This window comes from uncultured Porphyromonas sp., assembly GCF_947254915.1.
Lineage (GTDB): Bacteria > Bacteroidota > Bacteroidia > Bacteroidales > Porphyromonadaceae > Porphyromonas.
The window spans coordinates 1-18,832 of sequence record NZ_CAMYEZ010000008.1 but is presented as its reverse complement, the minus strand read 5'-3'; the positions used below and the strand labels follow the sequence as shown (position 1 = coordinate 18,832).

Genomic DNA, 18,832 nt, shown 5'->3' with positions numbered 1-18,832 from the left:
TTTCTTTGGAGACAAAGGAGAAACGGCACTACAAATAGCCATACAACATCAAGGCATTCAACCAAATAGACAACGAAATCAGCCATCTCAATCAATTTATCCGCAACCTTTCCGCTTAAGCGCTCCCCGTCCCTACGACTTTTGCCGAGCCTAGTTAGTTATATCTAGGTATTCAACACGAGGCAAATCAGTACTGTTAGGTATTTTCGGCAGAGATAATAGCCCGTAACTTTGCATTGATAAAAGGGAGTGCAACGAGTTGCACCGCTCCCCGATCACCTACTATTCAAATAAACATCTATCTATGCAACAGAAACGACTACGTTTTAGCACATTACTCTTATGCCTCCTGCTCCCGCTCATCGGGCAGCTGCAGGCACAGACCATAGACTTGGGAGACTTTGCCAATCCCTCGTCACACTTCGACCAGAGCATCGGGCAGACGGCGCCCTTTGACTTTGATTACCTCAGTAGCGTCACCCAGCAGATCTATACCGCTGCGGAGCTACCTGGACTAGAGGGCAAGGAGATCACCAAGCTCGCCTTCCAGATCTATCTGTCTGATGGCGAGTCCTACAACACGGAGTACACCAACGACCTCCAGATCTACCTCACCAACGTATCCGACGACCACTTTGAGCCAGTGGCTGGCAAGTATCACTGGTTACCTATCAATGCCGAGCAGGATCTCTACATGAGGAAGACGATCACGCTTGACCTGATGGACTTAACGGTCAATGGTAATCGCGAGACCTCAAAGGCTGGTGTGGACTATCACACGCTGGAGCTAGAGCTCGACAAGCCTTTTGTTTACACAGGGCAGTCTATCCTCCTCTCCGTACGCTCTAAGGCCAGTAAATCTGCTGTCGAGGGTTCAGTCAGATCCTTTATCGAGTTCTGCAGCTATCCTAAGAATGTCAAAGGGATGCCCGTCCGCACGATCAATAAAGTGACAGACAAAGCTATCAACGAAGGCTTCGTTGGTGTACTCGGTGAGACCGCTGCTTGTGGACAGAAGGATCGTGCCGTGATGCGTATCACCTTCCGCGATGCCAGCACGCCTCAGCCTAGTTACGACCCGATACACCCTGTCGTACAGCTCACCGAGGCTGGTTCACTGGCTAAGTTGATGCAGGGGATGGATCTCCTCAAGTGCCAGTCCATCACGGTGTCGGGTCCGATGAATGCAGAGGACTGCAAGACAATACGTGACAACATGGGCAATCTGACAGAGATCAACATCGCAGATGCGACCTTTGCCGAGGATCAGCTCCCCGAGGCGGCCTTTTGCACTATGCCACTCGTTCGCAAGGTGACACTACCCCTCACCCTCAAGGTGGTTGGCGAGAGTGCTCTAGCTCAGATGTATAAGCTGGAGGAGGTCGTCCTAGGCAGTCAGGTGACTAAGATATGCGATAGTGCCTTTGCGAAGAATAGCAGTCTCACCAAGCTCAGCCCGATGCCTGCGCTCACCTCTATTGGCAAACTTGCTTTTAAGGATTGTACCGCACTCACCACATTCCCCTGGCCTGAGACACTGACGACGCTAGACACGGAGAGCTTCTCTGGCTCTGGGCTCACTGAGGTGCACCTACCCAATGTTGCTGTCGTACCTCGCACCTGTTTCTCCAGCTGTAAGGCTCTTGCTAAAGTGTATCTCGGAGCCAAGACCACAGAGGTTATGTATGGCGCATTTGCTCAGTGTACGGCACTGACAGATATTACTGTCGAGGCGGTGCAACCTCCTAAGGCTCACATCAAAGCCTTCAATGGGCTCAAGCCTGCGGACATCAGCACCATCAATCTCTTCGTACCTAATGATGCGCAAGAGGCCTACAAGGCGGCTAATGTTTGGAAGGGATTCCACATCGCTCCCATCACAGGCACGGAGCCACAGGTCAAGAAGTACCTCCTCACCTATCGTGTCATCGGAGAGCATGGCACCCTCAAGGCAACAACGGCTACAGGCGTAGCAATACCCTCGCATACAGAGGTCGAGGAGCATACGGCCGTCACCTTTACCGCAGACCCTAACCTTGACTACGTCGTCAAGAGCTTTAAGATCAATGGTAAAGAGACCCCTATGACCGCTGGAGAGCAAAACATCAAGACGCATGTGTTCAACATCGAAGAAGTCTCTGAGGTAACCATTGAGTTCGTTCATCGTCCCTATACGGTCACTTACTCTGTACGAGACAATGTGGGAGGTACGATCACAGCCACCTACAAGGGGCAGCCTCTCGAATCAGGAGCTACGACAGCTGTTGGAGAGTCTGAGACAATCATCTTCACGGCACATCCCGCAGAGCACTACCATGTCAAGAAGTGGGTCGTCAACGGTCAGGAGGGACCCAAGCCTGCTGAAAATAATCAGTGGCAAGTGATCTCTGGCAAGGACTACGTCGTCGAGGTCATCTTCGAGCGTGACAAGGTCTACTATACGGTCGATGTATCACAGGAGGGCAATGGTGGTCCCATCTACCTAGAGGTAGGTGGCGTACGTAGGGCACTCAATAGCAAAGTACCTGAGAATATGGACATCCGCGTCTATGTCGAGCCCGACGAGGGCTACCGTCTAGACTACTGGATGGTCAATAGGGAGCGCATCAACCCTGTTGATGGCTCGCTAGAGTACACCACTAAGGCAACTAAGGATCTACGCATCGTAGCCTACTACGCCAAGGTGGAAGAAGGCAACGCCATCGACGCTCCTACAGCAGCCAATGCCAACGTAACCATCGCCCTAGAGGGTCAGACGATTACCCTAACCAGCAATACGGATAGTGCTCTTGGCACCGTCGCTCTCTACGACTACGCAGGTCGTCTCATCGAGCAGCGTGTCGTAGCCGACAAGCTCTGCACGCTCACCGCACCACAGGCTGGCATGTACCTACTCTCTATCGGCACGACCACTGCAAAGGTTTTGGTCAAGTAATAAGATTATAGGGAGAGCTCACTTCAAAGCTCTCTGCTAACACCACAATAATAGGACGCACAGACATGTAAATAGGTGTCTGTGCGTCCTTTTTTTAGGGGAGATCCGAGGAAAAAAGAATTTCCTCCGTAGAGACTGTTGCAACAGTCTCACAATCTTGCTCGCAAGATTGTCCAGACTTTGCAGAAAGGATGAAGCGCAAGGCGCTGAGGGTGAGGTCTGAAGGGAGCATACCTCCGTATGTAACCGAAGCCGCATCCCGAAAGCAACACAGCGATTCGCCTTTATGCAACAGTCCCCCCGTAGAGATTTTGCATCCGCCACGGAGGAATCAAAAAATTCTTCCGAACTCTGAAATCTTTCTTCCGAAGTTTCATTTCATTCTTCCGAACTTTTATTTCGCCCCTCGGTGAAGAATTATCATTTGCTCCGTGAAGATTTCCAAATTCATCGGGAGATGTGTCACTAGAGTATGAACGCACGGACTCGTTAATCGGACAGGAGGGTGTGCTGTATCTGCTCTCTTTTTTGTACCTTTGCTGATAGAAGTGGATGAGTCACTAGATCAATGCGCTCACCAGCTGTACGGCGACAATGAGTTACACAGTACGATACAGCTCATAGGGAGAGGCTTAAGATCTGCTACGGAAGTAGTTGTGGCTCTGCATCGACCTAGATGACAACGACCGAGCAGAGCGTCCGATATCACACAGGACTGACCCATCACTTACCCCTATTCATATGACACACCTTACTTAGGTAAGCCCCTCATCCTAGCTAGTCTGTCTCGCCACAGCTCCTGCTAGTGAGTTGGTTCCCTTGCCTCTATCATCTCGCTTATAGCTTCACACAGTGACTCTGCGCTATAATGTGATAGCCTTTTGCAGTAAGTGGTAAGGTGCATTTATCCAGCAAACATATTACACACCATGCAGAAGTATACCATTGTAGATCTCAACGGAATGACGGAAGAGCAACTCAAAGAGATTGCCTCCCAGCTTGAGATTGCCAAGATGGCTTCCGAAAAGAAGGAGATCATCTACCAAATCCTAGACGCACAGGCCGAAGCTGTCGCTACGCAAACGGTCGAGCAGCAACAGCAGAGCAAGAAGCGCAAGCAGAGCGACTCACGCAGTAATCGCACCAACAAGGAGGAGACGAAAGAGTCTAAAGATGAGAAGGAGCGCCCCGAGCGTAAGAGTCGCGCCAACTCACGACAGAACAAGCGCTCCGCCAAGGGTGACACAGCTGACCAGCCGACAGAGATAGACCGTCAGGAAGCTATCGCTATCGTTGAGGAGGCTGCAGCAGCTCAGTCCGAGGAAGGCGACACCAAGCCTCAAGAGTCCAACCGCTCAAAGCGCAATAATAAGGAGCGTAACAATAACAAGGAGAACAAGGAGCGCAACAACCGAAACAACAAGCGCCCAGAGCCTGCTGATCAGTCTGACAATGAGGAGGACAAGCAGGAGCATGCGGAGGAGACGCCCATGGTCTTCACCCATCCCGACGCAGACTCACTGCTAGGCGAGGTGCTAGGTGAGTCGCACAAGGAGCCGCGAGAGAAGGAGGCCGACTCTGACGCACCAGCTCACAAGGGTAAGCAGCAAAACAATAAGATCAAAGAGGAAGAGGAAGAGCCCTCATACGACTTCTCCAACATACTCACTGCTAACGGACTACTAGAGGTTGCTCAAGATGGATATGGCTTCCTCCGTAGCTCGGACTACAACTACTTCCCTTCGCCAGACGACATCTACGTCCCGGCGGACATAATCAAGAAGTGGCACCTCAAGACGGGTGATGTCATCGAGGGTAGCATCCGCCCGCCCAAGGGGAGCGAGAAGTACTTCCTACTCCAGAATATCCTACTCGTCAATGGTCGCCACCCTAAGGAGAATCTGGATCGTGTATCCTTTGACATGCTGACTCCCCTCTTCCCAGAGGAGAAGTTTAAGCTAGAGTCTCAGGGGATCGCAGCTGTCTACGACAAGACCGCTATGCGCATCGTGGATCTAGTCACCCCCATCGGCAAGGGACAGCGCGGCCTCATCGTGGCGCAGCCTAAGACTGGTAAGACAATGCTACTCAAGGACATTGCCAACGCTATTTCCGCCAATCATCCTGAGGTCTATATGATCATTCTTCTGATCGACGAGCGTCCTGAGGAGGTAACCGATATGGCTCGCAATGTCAATGCGGAGGTTGTCGCCTCGACCTTTGACGAGCCTGCCGACCACCACGTGAAGCTCGCTGAGCTAGTGCTCGCTAAGGCGAAGAGCATGGTCGAGAGCGGTCACGATGTGCTCATCATGCTAGACTCGATCACCCGTCTCGCTCGTGCTTACAATACGGTACAGCCCACCTCGGGCAAGATCCTCTCGGGAGGTATCGAGGCGAATGCCCTGCAAAAGCCAAAACGCTTCTTCGGTGCTGCGCGAAACATCGAGCACGGCGGTAGTCTCACCATCTTAGCAACGGCTCTGACCGAGACTGGCTCCAAGATGGATGACGTCATCTTTGAGGAGTTCAAGGGTGCGGGCAATATGGAGCTACAGCTTGACCGTCGCTTGTCCAATAAGCGCATCTTCCCCGCTATCGATATCCTCGCTAGTAGCACCCGTCGTGACGATCTCCTACTAGACTCGACGACGCTACAGCGCATGTGGATCCTGCGCAACCACCTCTCTGACATGAATACGGTGGAGGCGATGGAGTTCCTCAAGCAGCGCATCGAGCTGACGGAGACAAACCTTGAGTTCCTCGCCTCGATGAACGACTAGGTCTCGACGAATCGCTAGCTTTCAAACACTTAACGGAAACAACTGATACTTCCGCTCCGCACCACACGCTCCAGTTCGTGGAGATTGCTTAACTTTGTGGTGAGGAGCGGAAGTCTTCTGCCCCCTTTCCCCGAGGGTGCTACGCCAGGTAGCCTCTCTAGACTCGTAATCATCCACTCTTAGCCTGTACATCTCAATGTATCGCATCGGAGATATCTTAGAGCAAGCTCTACTACTGCACGACTGCGTCGTACTCCCCACGATAGGAGCCTTCATCGTGGAGCAAACGCCGCCACTCTATGACCAGGATCTCAATATCATCACGCCAGCAGGGCAGCGCATCTCCTTCAACGCCTCTCTAGTTGAGCGTGACGGCATCCTGGACAGTTGCTACGCTCGTACCCTAGGGCTCTCCGTGCGTAGAGCGCGTCTCGTGGTAGACTCCGACGTGACCGTCATCAGGCACCAGCTATACCAGTCGGGTTCGCTTATTATCGGCTCCAACCTCGGCACCATCACGCTACAAGAGAGTGGCGAGCTACTCTTTACCCCTGTCCAGGAGCGTCAAGGGCTCAGATCGATACACTCTTACGGGCTCTATCCGCAGAGCTGCTTGCTTCCTGCCGTTGCGCCCTCCGCGCATGCCACTGCCGAGCCAGCCAGTGAGGCGAAAGGTGATTGGAAGTACTGGACGATCCGTATCAATCGGACCGCTACCAATTGGGCTGCAGCAGGTGCTATATGCCTTCTGTGCCTACTCCCCATTAGCTCGGACAGTCACCCTGACCGATACAGTGCAGGCTTCGTACCTTACGGTTGGCTCGATGAGGCGAACGTGGTGACGACAGAGCAAAAGCAAGCCTTGTCGGGTAGCGAGACAACAGCCACGCAACCCAACAAGGCTACAGAACAAGCAGAGATCGTCTCTGCTACACCAGAACAAGCTTCGGAAGCCCCCGCCTCTCACGCTCTACTGATCACACATGCCGAGGCGCTACAGCAAGGTAGTCACGCAGTCGTCGTAGGTGTCTTCAAAGGGCCTAAGCGTGCAGAGCGATTTATCCAAGAGGTTAGCGCCGACCCAGCTCAGACTGAGGGCGTCTCTCTGCAGATTGTAGAGGAGTCCTCTCGCTGTCTCGTCATCGCTGGCATTCGTTCCTCCGAGGAGCGTGCAGGCGAGCTGCGTCGCATGGTCTCTGAGCTATCCGATAGCTTCGCTGGAGCCTGGATCTACGCCCTTTAGTAGCGCAATCAGCGCTCTTTTATAACAACGGCGTGAGCAGACGCATCACGCCATAGACGATTCGTCGCCAGAGTCTGTTGCGTCGCCAGGAGACTCTGTGACATACCGAGCGAGCCTCCTCAAAGCTATCGATAAACTGCCGTGCGACCTCCGAAGAATAGACGATGGTGGTCAGATCAAAGTTGTACTCAAAGCTTCTAAAGTCCAGGTACGGCGTACCCGTCAGCACGCTTTCCCCATCGACCACCGCATAGGTTGCCTCACGCAAACCATCGTAATAGTATATCTCCACGCCAGCCCGTAGCAAGTCGGTAAAGAATGCGTGCGAAGCCTTAGGTGCTAGTCGACTACGACCACGACGAGGCAGGATTACCCGCACCTGTACTCCTGAGAGCGCCGTAGAGATGAGCGCTCGCTGTATGCTAGAGGTAGGGATCAGGACAGGAGTCTCAATGTAGAGCGACCGATGTGCCTGTAGGAAGGCATGCGTGAAGATCATCTCTAGTGAGGGGAAGTTGTCCGTAGGATGCGTCGGGAAGATCTGTAGCTGGACAGGCGTAGACGTTGTCCGCATAGCGGGGAACTGTCGTAGCGAGAGCAGTTGCTGTGTCGCCACGTACCAGTCCAGCGCAAAGCTGTACTCCAGCTGTCGTACCGCAGGTCCGCTGATGCGTAGATGAGTCGTCGCTAGAGGAAAGAGTCCCTCACGTAGATGCGAGAGCTCCGAGAGAAGAATGTTTCCCCCTGTAAAGCCCTCGGCACCGTCCACCACCACGAGGTTACGATGGTTGCGATAGTTCACACGGCTCGTCAGCAACCTAAAGCGTACGGGGAGAAAGGCAGCCACCTGTCCGCCCAACTGCGCCATACGCTTACGGTAGCGACGGCTCAGGTTGCGTGACCCTACGTCATCGTAGAGCCAGTAGAGCGACACCCCCTCTTGAATGCGCTCTGCGAGTAGATCTAGTAAGACATCTAGCCACGGTCCCTCCTCAATACGGTACAGCTCAATGTAGATATAGCGCTCAGCTCGTGAGATCGCTTCACGACAAGCTAAGAGCCACGCCCGACTATCGTCATAGTGCGTCAGCTCATAAGCAGTCGTCAGGGGCGTATCGCTCATCCGCTCTATCAGCGAGGAGAGCGACTGCAGCGTATGATCTGCATCCTCCGCCACATCTGTGCTAGGGAGGGACTGCGTCTCTGTAGCCGCATCCGAGAGAGCCTCTCGCACCTCCATATCAATCAGCTGCTTACGTCTCAGCGAGTAGCCAAAGATGATATATAGTAAGAGCCCTACGACTGGAAGAAAGATGACCACTAGGATCCACGGGATCGAAGAGACCGCACTACGCTCCTCTCCGAGCAGGATCACTATTCCCCCGATGACAGAGAGCAAGTAAAGCCCGAAGAGGAGCGAAGCCATTAGGCGAGTATCGTTAAGTCATACGGATGGCTCTCACTGTAAGCCTCCGCACGAGCCATAATACCATCAAAGCACTCTCCACGAGTGGTCCGTCCATTTTGCACAGCGACCGCCTCAACTACACCCGAGGCACACTTCACGCCGTCACTGCGCACGATGATTTGATCGAAGATAAGCTTAACCCCCTCACGTCTCGCACGCAGTGCCGTGTGAAAGGTATCCCCGCTACGCAGCGAGCGATGATAGGTGATCGAGACCTTGTATACGAAGAGGTCAAGACCCAAATCGTGCATCTCCGCAAAGCTATCGCCCAGCGCCAGCCAAAACTCGTGACGCGTGTGCTCCATGTAGCACTGATAGTTGCTATTATTGACCACCCCCTGGAGGTCGCACTCGTAGTCTCGCACCTTGAGCGTGAGACCATACTGATATTTGATTGGTTGTTTCATATGATATATAAGTATCTTGGTAAAATGCTTTTAGTCAAGCTCGGCTAGCCCTTGAAATGATGCACCTCCGTTCGCTCCCTAAAGAGGTAAAGCTTGTCATTCGCCCGCACCTTGCGTGGCACAGGGATAGAGATGCGTTGCCCCTTAGTCGCATGAGAGACTGGCTCCAGGTCGTAGCGCATCTCCGAGAGCGTCATATCCACCACGCCCGTCGTCGGCCCGATGATCAGGATGCGATCTCCCAGCGCCAACTCGCCACTCTCGACCTCCACCTCTGCAACCCCAATCTTGCTAAAGTACTTGACAATGTGCGCCACGTACTCCTTCTCCCGCACAGCACTAGAGCCTGCAAAAGGTGTCCACTCGCCCAAGCGCTGACCGAGATAGTAACCATCCCAAAAGCCTCTGTTGAAGACCTCTCGTAGTCGTTCATTCCACTGCGCTATCCGAGCTTCGTCGTAAGTGCCCGCACAGACGGCGTCGATAGCCTCGCGGTAGCACTGCACCACCGTCGAGACATACTCTGGGCCACGAGCGCGACCCTCTATCTTAAAGACTGAGACACCCGCCAGCATCATCTTATTGATGAAGTGAATCGTCTTCAAATCCTTCGGCGACATAATGTTTGGGTGCGTTACCTCCAGCTCCACCCCCTGGCGATCATCGTAGACGCGATAGCCACGGCGACAAATCTGTGCACAACTACCCCGATTGGCACTCGTAGCTTGGTGATGCAGGCTTAGATAGCACTTGCCCGAGACCGCCATGCAGAGCGCCCCATGGGCAAACATCTCGATTTCCACCAACCTACCCGACGGCCCGACGATCCGCTCCTCAGCTATCTTGCGTCTGATCTCCGCCACCTGATCTAGGTTAAGCTCACGAGCCAAAACCACCACATCGGCAAACTGTGCGTAGAAGCGCAGAGCCTCCCAGTTGCTAATGTTGAGCTGCGTAGAGAGATGTACCTCCAGCCCTAGCCGATACGCCTCCATCAGCGTCGCCACATCCGCAGCGATCACCGCCGTAACCTGTGCTTGGTGCGCATGGTAGAGGATCTCACGGAGCAGTGTCAAGTCCTCGTCGTAGATGATCGTATTGACCGTCAAGTAGCTCTTCACGCCACTCCTCCGACAAGTCTCCACGATACGATAAAGGTCGTCAGTCGTAAAGTTGTAGGCCGACTTAGCGCGCATATTCAGCGCCTCAATGCCAAAGTATATACTATTCGCTCCAGCACGTATCGCAGCGCTCAGGCTCTCATACGACCCCACAGGCGCCATCACTTCGTAGCGACTAGGATCACGTAGCTCCTCAGGGAGCAGCACCAGCTCACGCTGTATGATCGAGTCGACCGACTCTATTCTCTCTGCACGTTCATTCATAGGCACAAAGATACAAACTTACCCTCAAGTGCCCCACCTTCGCACATTTCACCTAGACGCTGACGCATGATATAAGATGACTTCATCTACGGCACTATCGAGGAAATTGAACGATTCCTCGGTAGAGATCTTGGGATCTCCACGGAGGAATGGAAAAATTCTTCGGAACTTCGATTTCATTCTTCCGAAGTTTCATTTCATTCTTCCGAAGTTTTATTTCCCGGCTCCGTGGAGATTTTTCGTTTTACACCGAGCTATTTAAGATTTTCTCATTGCTCCCAACTTACAGGATCCTACGAGCGAGGAAACACTTCAACCGATTGTCCAGCGGATCAACGTAACAGAGGGGACTCAATCGCCAATGTAGCGGTCTAGTCCCCTCTTATTATTCAGTTGCCGACACATTCGTCAGCATAGACATGGTCTACATCACGCTTACCGCATAGTCAGCCGTCGCCATAATGAGTGGACTCTCCTCGACTGTGGAGAGTGAGATCGTGCAAGCCCCCTCGGAGTCACTGAGCGTGCGTACGAGTAGCTCTCCCGTAGCGAGGTATAGCGACACCTCCTCGAGAGGCTCTAGACCCGTGACGTAGAGCATCTGCGTAGTGCGATCTCTATAGACCTTCACCTGCTGACTGCTTACTAACGTATTGCTGGTGATCCCTTCGTAAGGTAGCATATCTAGGGAGTCCCCATTATAGTCAAAGACAGTCCAGTTCTTCAGTTTAGAAGCCTCTACCTGCTCTTTGGTACACTCATTCAGTTCGGTGGTTGCCTTTTTATTGACCACGACAAAGCGACCACGCTCCTTACCACTTCTGTCGGGCAGTGCCTCTACGATAGACTGCATGGCAGCACTATTCAGCTTGTTACCATAGCAAAACAGATTGTCTAGAACTTTAGATGCAGGCATGATAAGCTGTGTGAGTCCGTTGTTTGCACAGTAGAGGTGCTTTAGCTGACTATTCTTAGAGAGGTCTAGTGAGCTTAGCTTGCAATCATCGAGATATAGTCTCTCTAGTGAGGTACACTGAGAGAGATCTAGAGCTGTCACGGGAACACGAGTCATCGATATGTAAGTGATCTTAGGACAGCGTGTTAGGTCTATCTCGGTGATATTCGTTGCGTTGATATTTAGTTCTTGAAGTGCTGGGCAATGGGCTAGATTGAGTGAGGTGATAGCTGTCGAAGGTACGTTTAGGACCTCTAGCTGACTTCCCTCTGGGAAGAGTAGACTGGCTACCCCAGTAGAAGCGAGATAAAGCTTCTTAAGCTGTGGAGAGTGTGAGATATCTAGCTCGGTTAGCTTCTTATTTGTTGTTGCCATAAGACTCTCTAGTGAGGGCAGGTGCGTGATGTCTAGCTCAGTGAGATAGTTCTCTTGCAAATTCAATAGCACAATGTCTCCGTAGATGTATTGCTCTACATCAGACACTATATACGAAAGGACCTCTTGCCCCCCATCTATGAAGCTACTATTATAAGTTAGTCCCTTTACTTCAATAGGAGAACCATCTTTGGTGACGGCCGTGATAAAGACCTTCTCGCCCTTGTCCTTGGGTAGCTCTGTCTTAAAGTAAGCGTACGGCTTGACCTCTTCGGGATCGCCTTCAAAGAGCTTCATGTTCTCTTTACTTCCATTGAAGTCATACACCGTCCACCCCTTAGCCTTGGCGTCAGATACGTTTGTCACGGTACAGACGTTTGCCTCCTGAGCGTCACTCTTGTCGACAGCTATCAAGCGATGCTCTTGAGAGGTGCTATAGGAAGACAAAGCAGAGATAATCTCTTGAAAGGCTGAAGTCGAGAGTTTATTGCTTCTTACGTCCAGCTCCTGTAGTTGCTGATGCGTCCCTAGCTTCACCTCTGTGAGCGCATTCTTACCGAGTCGAACACGCTTGAGCAGTGGGTTGTGGGTTAGATCGAGTGAAGTGAGCTTAGCCTCACTAATATAGAGCATCTTGAGGAGCGACAAGGCACTCAGATCTACGGTCTGAACGTTTGTCCCGTTCAGTCGTAAGTCCTCAATCTTGGCATTGTGTGAGAGGTCTACCTGCTGTAACTTTGTCCAGTTAAGACTGAGTACTCTGAGTTGTGGATTATTCGATAGATCTATCTCTGCAAGAGGCATATTAGCAAGGTAAGCAGTCTCTAGCAGTGGAGCATGTGTGAGATCCAGCTTCTCTAGCGCACAGTCGGTAGTAACTATATGCTTTAGAGATGGTAGCATGGAGACGTCAAGGCTCTTGAGATAACCGTTCTTGTGACAGTACACCTCTTCGAGTATGGTGCAGTGAGACAGGTCGAGTGATGAGATTAGATTGGCACTACAATCAATCATAGTAAGATCCCCCTTCACCTTGACCTCAGAGGCTGAGAGCTCACAGACGTAGACGGGACCCTTGCCATAGTCGTCTGTACGTACGATGGAGGCCCCTTCCAGCTCTACGTGTGGATTCTCCTCTTTGGTCTTCCACATTAGCTTGACTTGATCTCCAGCGATCATGTTTGTCTTGAAGGTTATATAGTTCGATGAGACAACGGGGACATAGTCGTCTCCATAGTATGGCTCCATATCTTGGACACTACCCTTGTAGTCAAACATCTCCCAGTTCTTACCCTTGGCAATAGCGACGTGACTCATAGAGCAGACATTACCCTCCAGAGCACTTTTTTTGTCAACGACTATCATACGCGCAGGCTTGCTAGCCGATATGGTCGGGAGAGACTCCACGAGGAGCTTCATATTGTCCGCATTTATCTCATTACTGTAGCAGGCTATCAGCGTCAGAGCTGGACAGTCAGAGATGTTTAGCTGAGCAAGTCCATTTCCATTGACTAGTAGCCTCTCCAGCTTGGTAAGTCCTGTGAGATTTAGGTCGTAAAGGCGATTGTCTCCTACATCTAGGATCTTTAACTCTTTAGAAGCAGAGAGGTCAAGCTTCTCAACATTGTTTCCCTCGATACGTAGCTCTCGCAGGTAAGGCAGTTTGGTCACATCAATCTGTGCTAGGTCAGAGTGTGAGCAGTCTATAGCTCGAATGTTGCCACCAGAGAGCTTGATGGTGGACTCTTTGAGCTGGTAGATATAGTGCTTTGCCCCATCTTTCGGCTCGATGCGGAGGAAGTGAGCTCCCTCGACAGCTGGATTGGTGTCACACTCTATCTCTATGGAGACCTCCGTGCCAGGATATTTCTCGAAGGAGAGTGTCACCTCTTCACCTTCTGAGGCGAGGAGGGCGTGAGGTATACAGATCCCTAGTAGGGCGTATACGATAGCGAGTAATTGTTTTCTCATATCTATAGATGTTTAAGCTAGTCTTGTATGTCTTGTTATTCGCCTCTCGAGAGAGCTACCACGCTACTTTGCCCCATTGCTGAGATTATTATCTGTAGCGGATAGTCAGTTATATCTACTGGCGTCATCTCCTCTCGGACTATCGTCCTATACAGCAGTACTCCTGTCGGAGAGAATACGGCGAGCTCCTCCCCTATGGGTAGATGGCGTATCTGAAGCTCCCGTCCCACTTGTGCCACCGCCCAGTGCCGTTGTAGCGGGGATTCGATAGAGTTAGGATTTGAGACACCTTTGTATTGCTTAGCTCGTGTGGGACTGCCGTTGAAGTCTAGGACGAGCCAATTCTTTTCCTCCCCTTGCGCTACATCTCTCTGATAAGCACTATTGCCTTCGGTTTCTATCGAACTATCGCAAAAGAGTAGCCGACCGCGACTCCCATCGACTCTGCTAGGCAAGCTTGCGAAGAGACTAGAGGCATGGAGCGTATCAATCTTATTACCATAGCAAGCGAGATGCTGTAGGTTAGGATAAGTTCCTAAGGGGATGCTTTGCAACTTGTTGTGCGAGGCATCAATCCTCAAGAGAGGAGCCTCTTGAGGCAGGGTCAATAGCGTAAGAGCGTTACGACTGCAGTCCAGATCCTCTAGACGTTGATGAGCTGAGAGATCTAGCTCTGTCAGATTGTTTTCAGAGCAGGAGAGAGACTTGAGTCTCTTGTTGTTTGCCAGTGAAAGCTCTTTCAGCTGTAGCTTATCTAGATTCAGCGTCTCCAGCTTCTCACACTGAGATAGATCTACCTCCCTTAGTGCACTATAACCAGCGTATAGCTGTCGCAGATTTGTCAGTGAGCGAGCGTCTATCGTCGGGATACCGCACTCCACGATCTGGAGAGTCTCTATCTTTTTGTTTGCAGTGAGATCTAGAGCTTGTAGCTGTGGGTTCTTTATCAGCAGTAGCTTCGTCAGCTCAGGTGCCTTAGAGCAGTCCAGTGATGTTACACCACAGTCCCCAAGGTCAAGCTTTGCGACATTACCAGCTATGGTAATCAGCTCTTTGTCTACCCGATAGACCTCATAGGGGGTCTCCCCTGGTGCGTCTAGATAGAGTAGCGTAGCTCCCGATATGGAGCAATCCTCTCCAGCCACAGGCGCTATCTCTATGAGGAGTGTCTCTCCGACAGGTCGGCTCGTCCTAAAGGTAACTCCTGCCTCTGAAGCCACATGTGGCGTGTAGTCCCAGCCCTTGTAGTATGTCAGCTTATCCTCATCATTGACGATGGCTAGCGGAGTAAAGCCTTTCTCTTTGAGCTTGCTTACCATCTCTGCAGAAAAGCGATTAGCATCACCTCCTTCACGGCTGTCAAAGACGACAGCCCTCTTAAATAGGTTCTCATCATCACTCGTCGCCAATGCACTTACGAGTGATGCTACCTTAGCATCTGACAACTTGTTGTTGGCTACGTTGAAGAGGGTCAGCGGTAGACTGGGACTCAACAGTATCTCCTCCAGCTTGTTGTTGCGACAGTCTAACTGCCTCAATTGCTTTAAGGTAGTGAGATCTAGGCGATCCAGAGTATTGTCCCTGCAGATCAGCGAAGAGATCAGCGACTCCGTAGAGAAGGACAGCTGGGTCAGCTCTGCTTTAGAACAGTCCAGCGAGAGAATATCCCCATAGAGCTGCACCGTGCCACCGCTCCCTAGTCGTAGCTTCAGAAGCGTCTCTCCGGAGAAGTACTTCTCTTCTGAAATGGTCTCTGCCCCTTCAATACGATAGGGCTCCTCACTTCTTATCGTGATAGAGATCTCTCCATTCTGAGGCTTTGCAGAGGATAGCGTGATGAGACGATTTGACACTTGAGGTACATAGTCAAAGCCCCTATAAGGCTTCATACTGAAAGGACTCCCATTATAGTCAAAGACATCCCAGCCTCTCATCTTCGCAGCCTCAACAGCTTTCTTCGAGTACTTGTTTGCCTCTTGCTGCGTATTATCCACGGCAACCAATGTCCCAGCTTGACTTCGCTGTGGCAAGAGGCTAGGCAATGCTTCACACACCGACTGCGAGAGGTTGTTGCCATGGATGTCCAAATAGCTAAGCAGTGGACAGTGTCCGATAGACAGCTCCGCCAGTTGATTATTGTAGAGAGCTAGTCGCTGTAACCGAGGCAATGCGGGTATCTTCACGGAGGTCAGCTCGTTGTACGATAGATCAACAAAGTCCAATGCTGAGCTGGCACCAAGATCGATGGATGTCAACTTATTCTTGTACGCAAAGAGTGTCCGCAAGCTTGATGCTCTCGATAAGTCTAGCTGAGTAATCTTTTGGGCGCTACAGTCTAGTCCTAAGATAGAGCCCTTGAGCTTGATCTCCTGAGAGAGGATCGTGTAATACGAGAAGGTAATCCCTTGCATCTGCTCACTACGCAAGAACTTCAGTCCCTCTGTCTCAACATTTCCCTTGGCATTGACCTCCAGTCGGATTTCACTGTTTACTGGTAGCGTGGTCACAAAGGAGATCTCTTCCTGGGCAAATTGGCTCAGTGGCAACAAGCCGATGAGCAGAAGAGTAAGTAGAATTCGTTTCATACCTTATAGGATAAGAGTCCATAGTTCTATATAGGAGCTGGCTCCTATTGTTTTCCACCGCTAATATAAAAAAAATTATTTGAATTAGCTAACTCTTGTTCAAGAACATACCGTACATTCCACCCGCTAACGCATGATATAAGATGACTTCATCTACGGCACTATCGAGGAAATTGAACGATTCCTCGGTAGAGATCTTGGGATCTCCACGGAGGAATGGAAAAATTCTTCGGAACTTTGAAATCTTTCTTCCGAAGTTTCATTTCATTCTTCCGAAGTTTTATTTCCCGGCTCCGTGGAGATTTTTCGTTTTACACCGAGCTATTTAAGATTTTCTCATTGCTCCCAACTTACAGGATCCTACGAGCGAGGAAACACTTCAACCGATTGTCCAGCGGATCAACGTAACAGAGGGGACTCAATCGCCAATGTAGCGGTCTAGTCCCCTCTTATTATTCAGTTGCCGACACATTCGTCAGCATAGACATGGTCTACATCACGCTTACCGCATAGTCAGCCGTCACCATAATGAGCAGACTGCCCTCGACTGTGGGGACTATGACGTCCAAACTCCTAATTAGTTTCAAAGAGACGAATCGTCAACTTAAACTCCTGTTTGCTCATTGCGACGAACGAAGACATCTGATTGAAGAAACAACCCCACGAATTAGTCGAATCGTATGAGTCGGAAGCCCAAAAATAGCCCATGACATCACGCTCTAATACACTTTCTGACCCAGGCTTTATTAGCCCAGAAGCTGGAAAGTACCTAACAACGTCATGCTCCGTAGAACTCGTCCAAAAGCTAGGCTTTGCCACATCGTCAATGATAATCGAGGCGTTTGCACCCTTGAGAGGTCGTGCTGTCACTTTCATCACCAGATGATTGTCTAGCCGTGTACATTCGTACTTCCACGCAGAGACAAAGTCTGTTCCTTTGAATCGTACGGCATAGGCTACTCCCGAGATTCCTCCTCGATAGTCATTCTTTGAGGAAACCGTTCTTCCCTTAATGGTGACGGTCTCTGACGCATCTTTGACAATGGTTGGGATTGCAAAGTTACTACCTAGATTCATGCTGAATGAAGGGACAATTGACATCAACTCTTCATGACTAGGCAGATGATACTTCTTGCCTGCAATAGTTATATCGCTAAACTTAGCGACAGCGTCTTCAAATGTAAAGTAGCCACTTTCATTCGTCGCGTGAGTTTTGACAAATCCCGTCCCTCTAGGGTCGATATTATACTCTGCTACATATTCTAGCGGCAACCTATTGGTCGGAGCAGGGGTTGCTTTGGCTTCTCTATGGATCTTAATTTCTTGTGGAGCAGCATCTTTGTGTAATGCTTTTGCTTCCAGTATAAAGTCAGCTTCTTGTTCTCCAGCCTTTACCAGAAAGCTCTTCTCTGCTTGATCAATTACAATCTCAGCCTTGCTCCCAGATTTGAGCGAGATGGTAAAGTCTTCAGAGGCTAGCGATGTGCTAATCTGTGGACTACCAGCTTGATCTACCGCAGTACAGATACCTGCAACAAAGCCCTTTCCACCCGCAGCATCAAAAGTACTCGGCTCAGCCTTGAACTTGTAAGTCAATTTACCTTTGCGACTGATAGTTAAAACTTGAGACTCTTCGCCATCACAGGAGGCAATTAGTTCAAATGTGGCATCATTGCCCATAGCCACATTAAAAGATTTAGTGGCATCATCCACAGTAATCTCTTTGTTTTCGGCCTTGAGAGAAAGGGTGAAATCACTTGGTTCAAGAGCTTTCTCTGAGACTATCTCACCCGATGCATTTGTGATTTTACAGAGTCCAGAGACTGTCCCCACTCCGCCCATTGCAGTAAAGACAGCTGGTGTAGCGACAAAAGAGTAGTTGACTTCACCCCCACGTACTATAGTTAATACCTGAGAGTTTTTTGTCGCTTTTTCAACCGTTGCCATAGCCTCTAGCTCAAAAGTTGCTGTTGATCCCTTAACTACGACAAACTTCTTAGTATCGTTGTCAATTGAGATTTGGCTAGCATCGCCAGACTTGAGCCTTAGTGTGAATTCACTCTTGGTAAGAGGCCTTTCTGAGACTTCTACGCCCTCTGCGTTGATCTCCTTTAAGATGCCTGTTACAAGTCCCTCTCCGCCTTGAGCTGAGAAGGCGTCAGGAGTCGCTTTGAACTCCGCCTTAAAGGTGTTTGCATTGGGGTCAGGTAAGTCTGGACAAGAGTTCGGACTTTGACACGAAGCTATGGCTAGCATAGATAGAATCAGTGTCACAAACACTTTCACATTACAAAATGCTTTCATATTACAGATTCTTTGTTTAGTAAGTTTCGATATTTCCACAAGGGAGCGTATGGACAACACAACTAGATGACTTTAAAGTGGACTGCGTTGTAGATACAGAGACGAGTGTAAAGCTTAGCACACGACTCTTCCAGACGGGAGAGTAAGTAGAGTTCGTTTCATATCTTATAGGATAAGGGTCCATAGTTCTATATAGGAGCTGGCTCCTATTATTTTCTACTGCTAATATAAAAACATTATTTGAATTAGCCAACTCTTGTTCAAGGGCATCCGGAGCAGGGAGAGCTACATGACCGACAGAAGTTACGATCGGAGGGAGCAGAGGTGGAGGAGCGTGTAGAGAGCGAAGAGGCGGAGCGAGGGGTGGCGCGAGGTGAGCTGTCTGCGTAGCAGGGGCGTGGGGAGCGGAGCGAGGCGACCG

The 18,832-nt window shown here is 50.6% G+C and carries 9 protein-coding genes; 3 read left to right on the top strand and 6 right to left on the bottom strand.

What is annotated here, in order from left to right; all coding sequences use genetic code 11:
- Positions 1-304: 304 nt before the first annotated feature.
- From Q0X57_RS01255 to Q0X57_RS01245, 3 genes are all read left to right on the top strand, one after another.
- Positions 305-2,935 carry a leucine-rich repeat domain-containing protein gene (locus tag Q0X57_RS01255; protein WP_297726516.1) on the top strand — a complete coding sequence of 877 codons (2,631 nt, stop codon included), beginning with the start codon at positions 305-307 and terminating at the stop codon, positions 2,933-2,935.
- Positions 2,936-3,864: 929 nt separating this feature from the next.
- Positions 3,865-5,718 carry a transcription termination factor Rho gene (gene rho, locus Q0X57_RS01250; RefSeq protein ID WP_297726513.1) on the top strand — a complete coding sequence of 618 codons (1,854 nt, stop codon included), beginning with the start codon at positions 3,865-3,867 and terminating at the stop codon, positions 5,716-5,718.
- A 196-nt stretch (positions 5,719-5,914) separates the two neighbouring features.
- Positions 5,915-6,961 (top strand): sporulation protein, encoded by a 1,047-nt coding sequence (locus Q0X57_RS01245; RefSeq protein ID WP_297726508.1) that lies wholly within the window; start codon positions 5,915-5,917, stop codon positions 6,959-6,961.
- 19 nt (positions 6,962-6,980) lie between these two features.
- On the opposite strand, the gene Q0X57_RS01240 is transcribed toward Q0X57_RS01245, so the two are convergent.
- The 6 genes from Q0X57_RS01240 to Q0X57_RS01215 all read right to left on the bottom strand — a co-directional run bounded on the left by Q0X57_RS01240 (position 6,981) and on the right by Q0X57_RS01215 (position 18,411).
- Complete coding sequence (locus Q0X57_RS01240) at positions 6,981-8,387, bottom strand: phospholipase D-like domain-containing protein (protein ID WP_297726505.1); 1,407 nt, start codon at positions 8,385-8,387, stop codon at positions 6,981-6,983.
- Positions 8,387-8,836: an acyl-CoA thioesterase gene (locus tag Q0X57_RS01235; RefSeq protein ID WP_007365812.1), complete on the bottom strand. Its 450-nt coding sequence runs from the start codon at positions 8,834-8,836 to the stop codon at positions 8,387-8,389. Before Q0X57_RS01235 ends, Q0X57_RS01240 begins: the two co-directional genes overlap by 1 nt.
- A 44-nt stretch (positions 8,837-8,880) precedes the next feature.
- Positions 8,881-10,221, bottom strand: a complete 1,341-nt coding sequence (locus Q0X57_RS01230; protein WP_297726501.1) for a U32 family peptidase — start codon at positions 10,219-10,221, stop codon at positions 8,881-8,883.
- Positions 10,222-10,645: 424 nt separating this feature from the next.
- A complete protein-coding gene (locus tag Q0X57_RS01225; RefSeq protein ID WP_297726498.1) occupies positions 10,646-13,522 on the bottom strand; it encodes a hypothetical protein in 2,877 nt (958 codons plus the stop codon).
- A gap of 35 nt (positions 13,523-13,557) precedes the next feature.
- On the bottom strand, positions 13,558-16,107 hold the full coding sequence (locus tag Q0X57_RS01220) for a hypothetical protein (protein WP_297726495.1): 2,550 nt from the start codon (positions 16,105-16,107) through the stop codon (positions 13,558-13,560).
- A 573-nt stretch (positions 16,108-16,680) separates the two neighbouring features.
- On the bottom strand, positions 16,681-18,411 hold the full coding sequence (locus Q0X57_RS01215) for a hypothetical protein (protein WP_297726492.1): 1,731 nt from the start codon (positions 18,409-18,411) through the stop codon (positions 16,681-16,683).
- Positions 18,412-18,832: the final 421 nt, after the last annotated feature.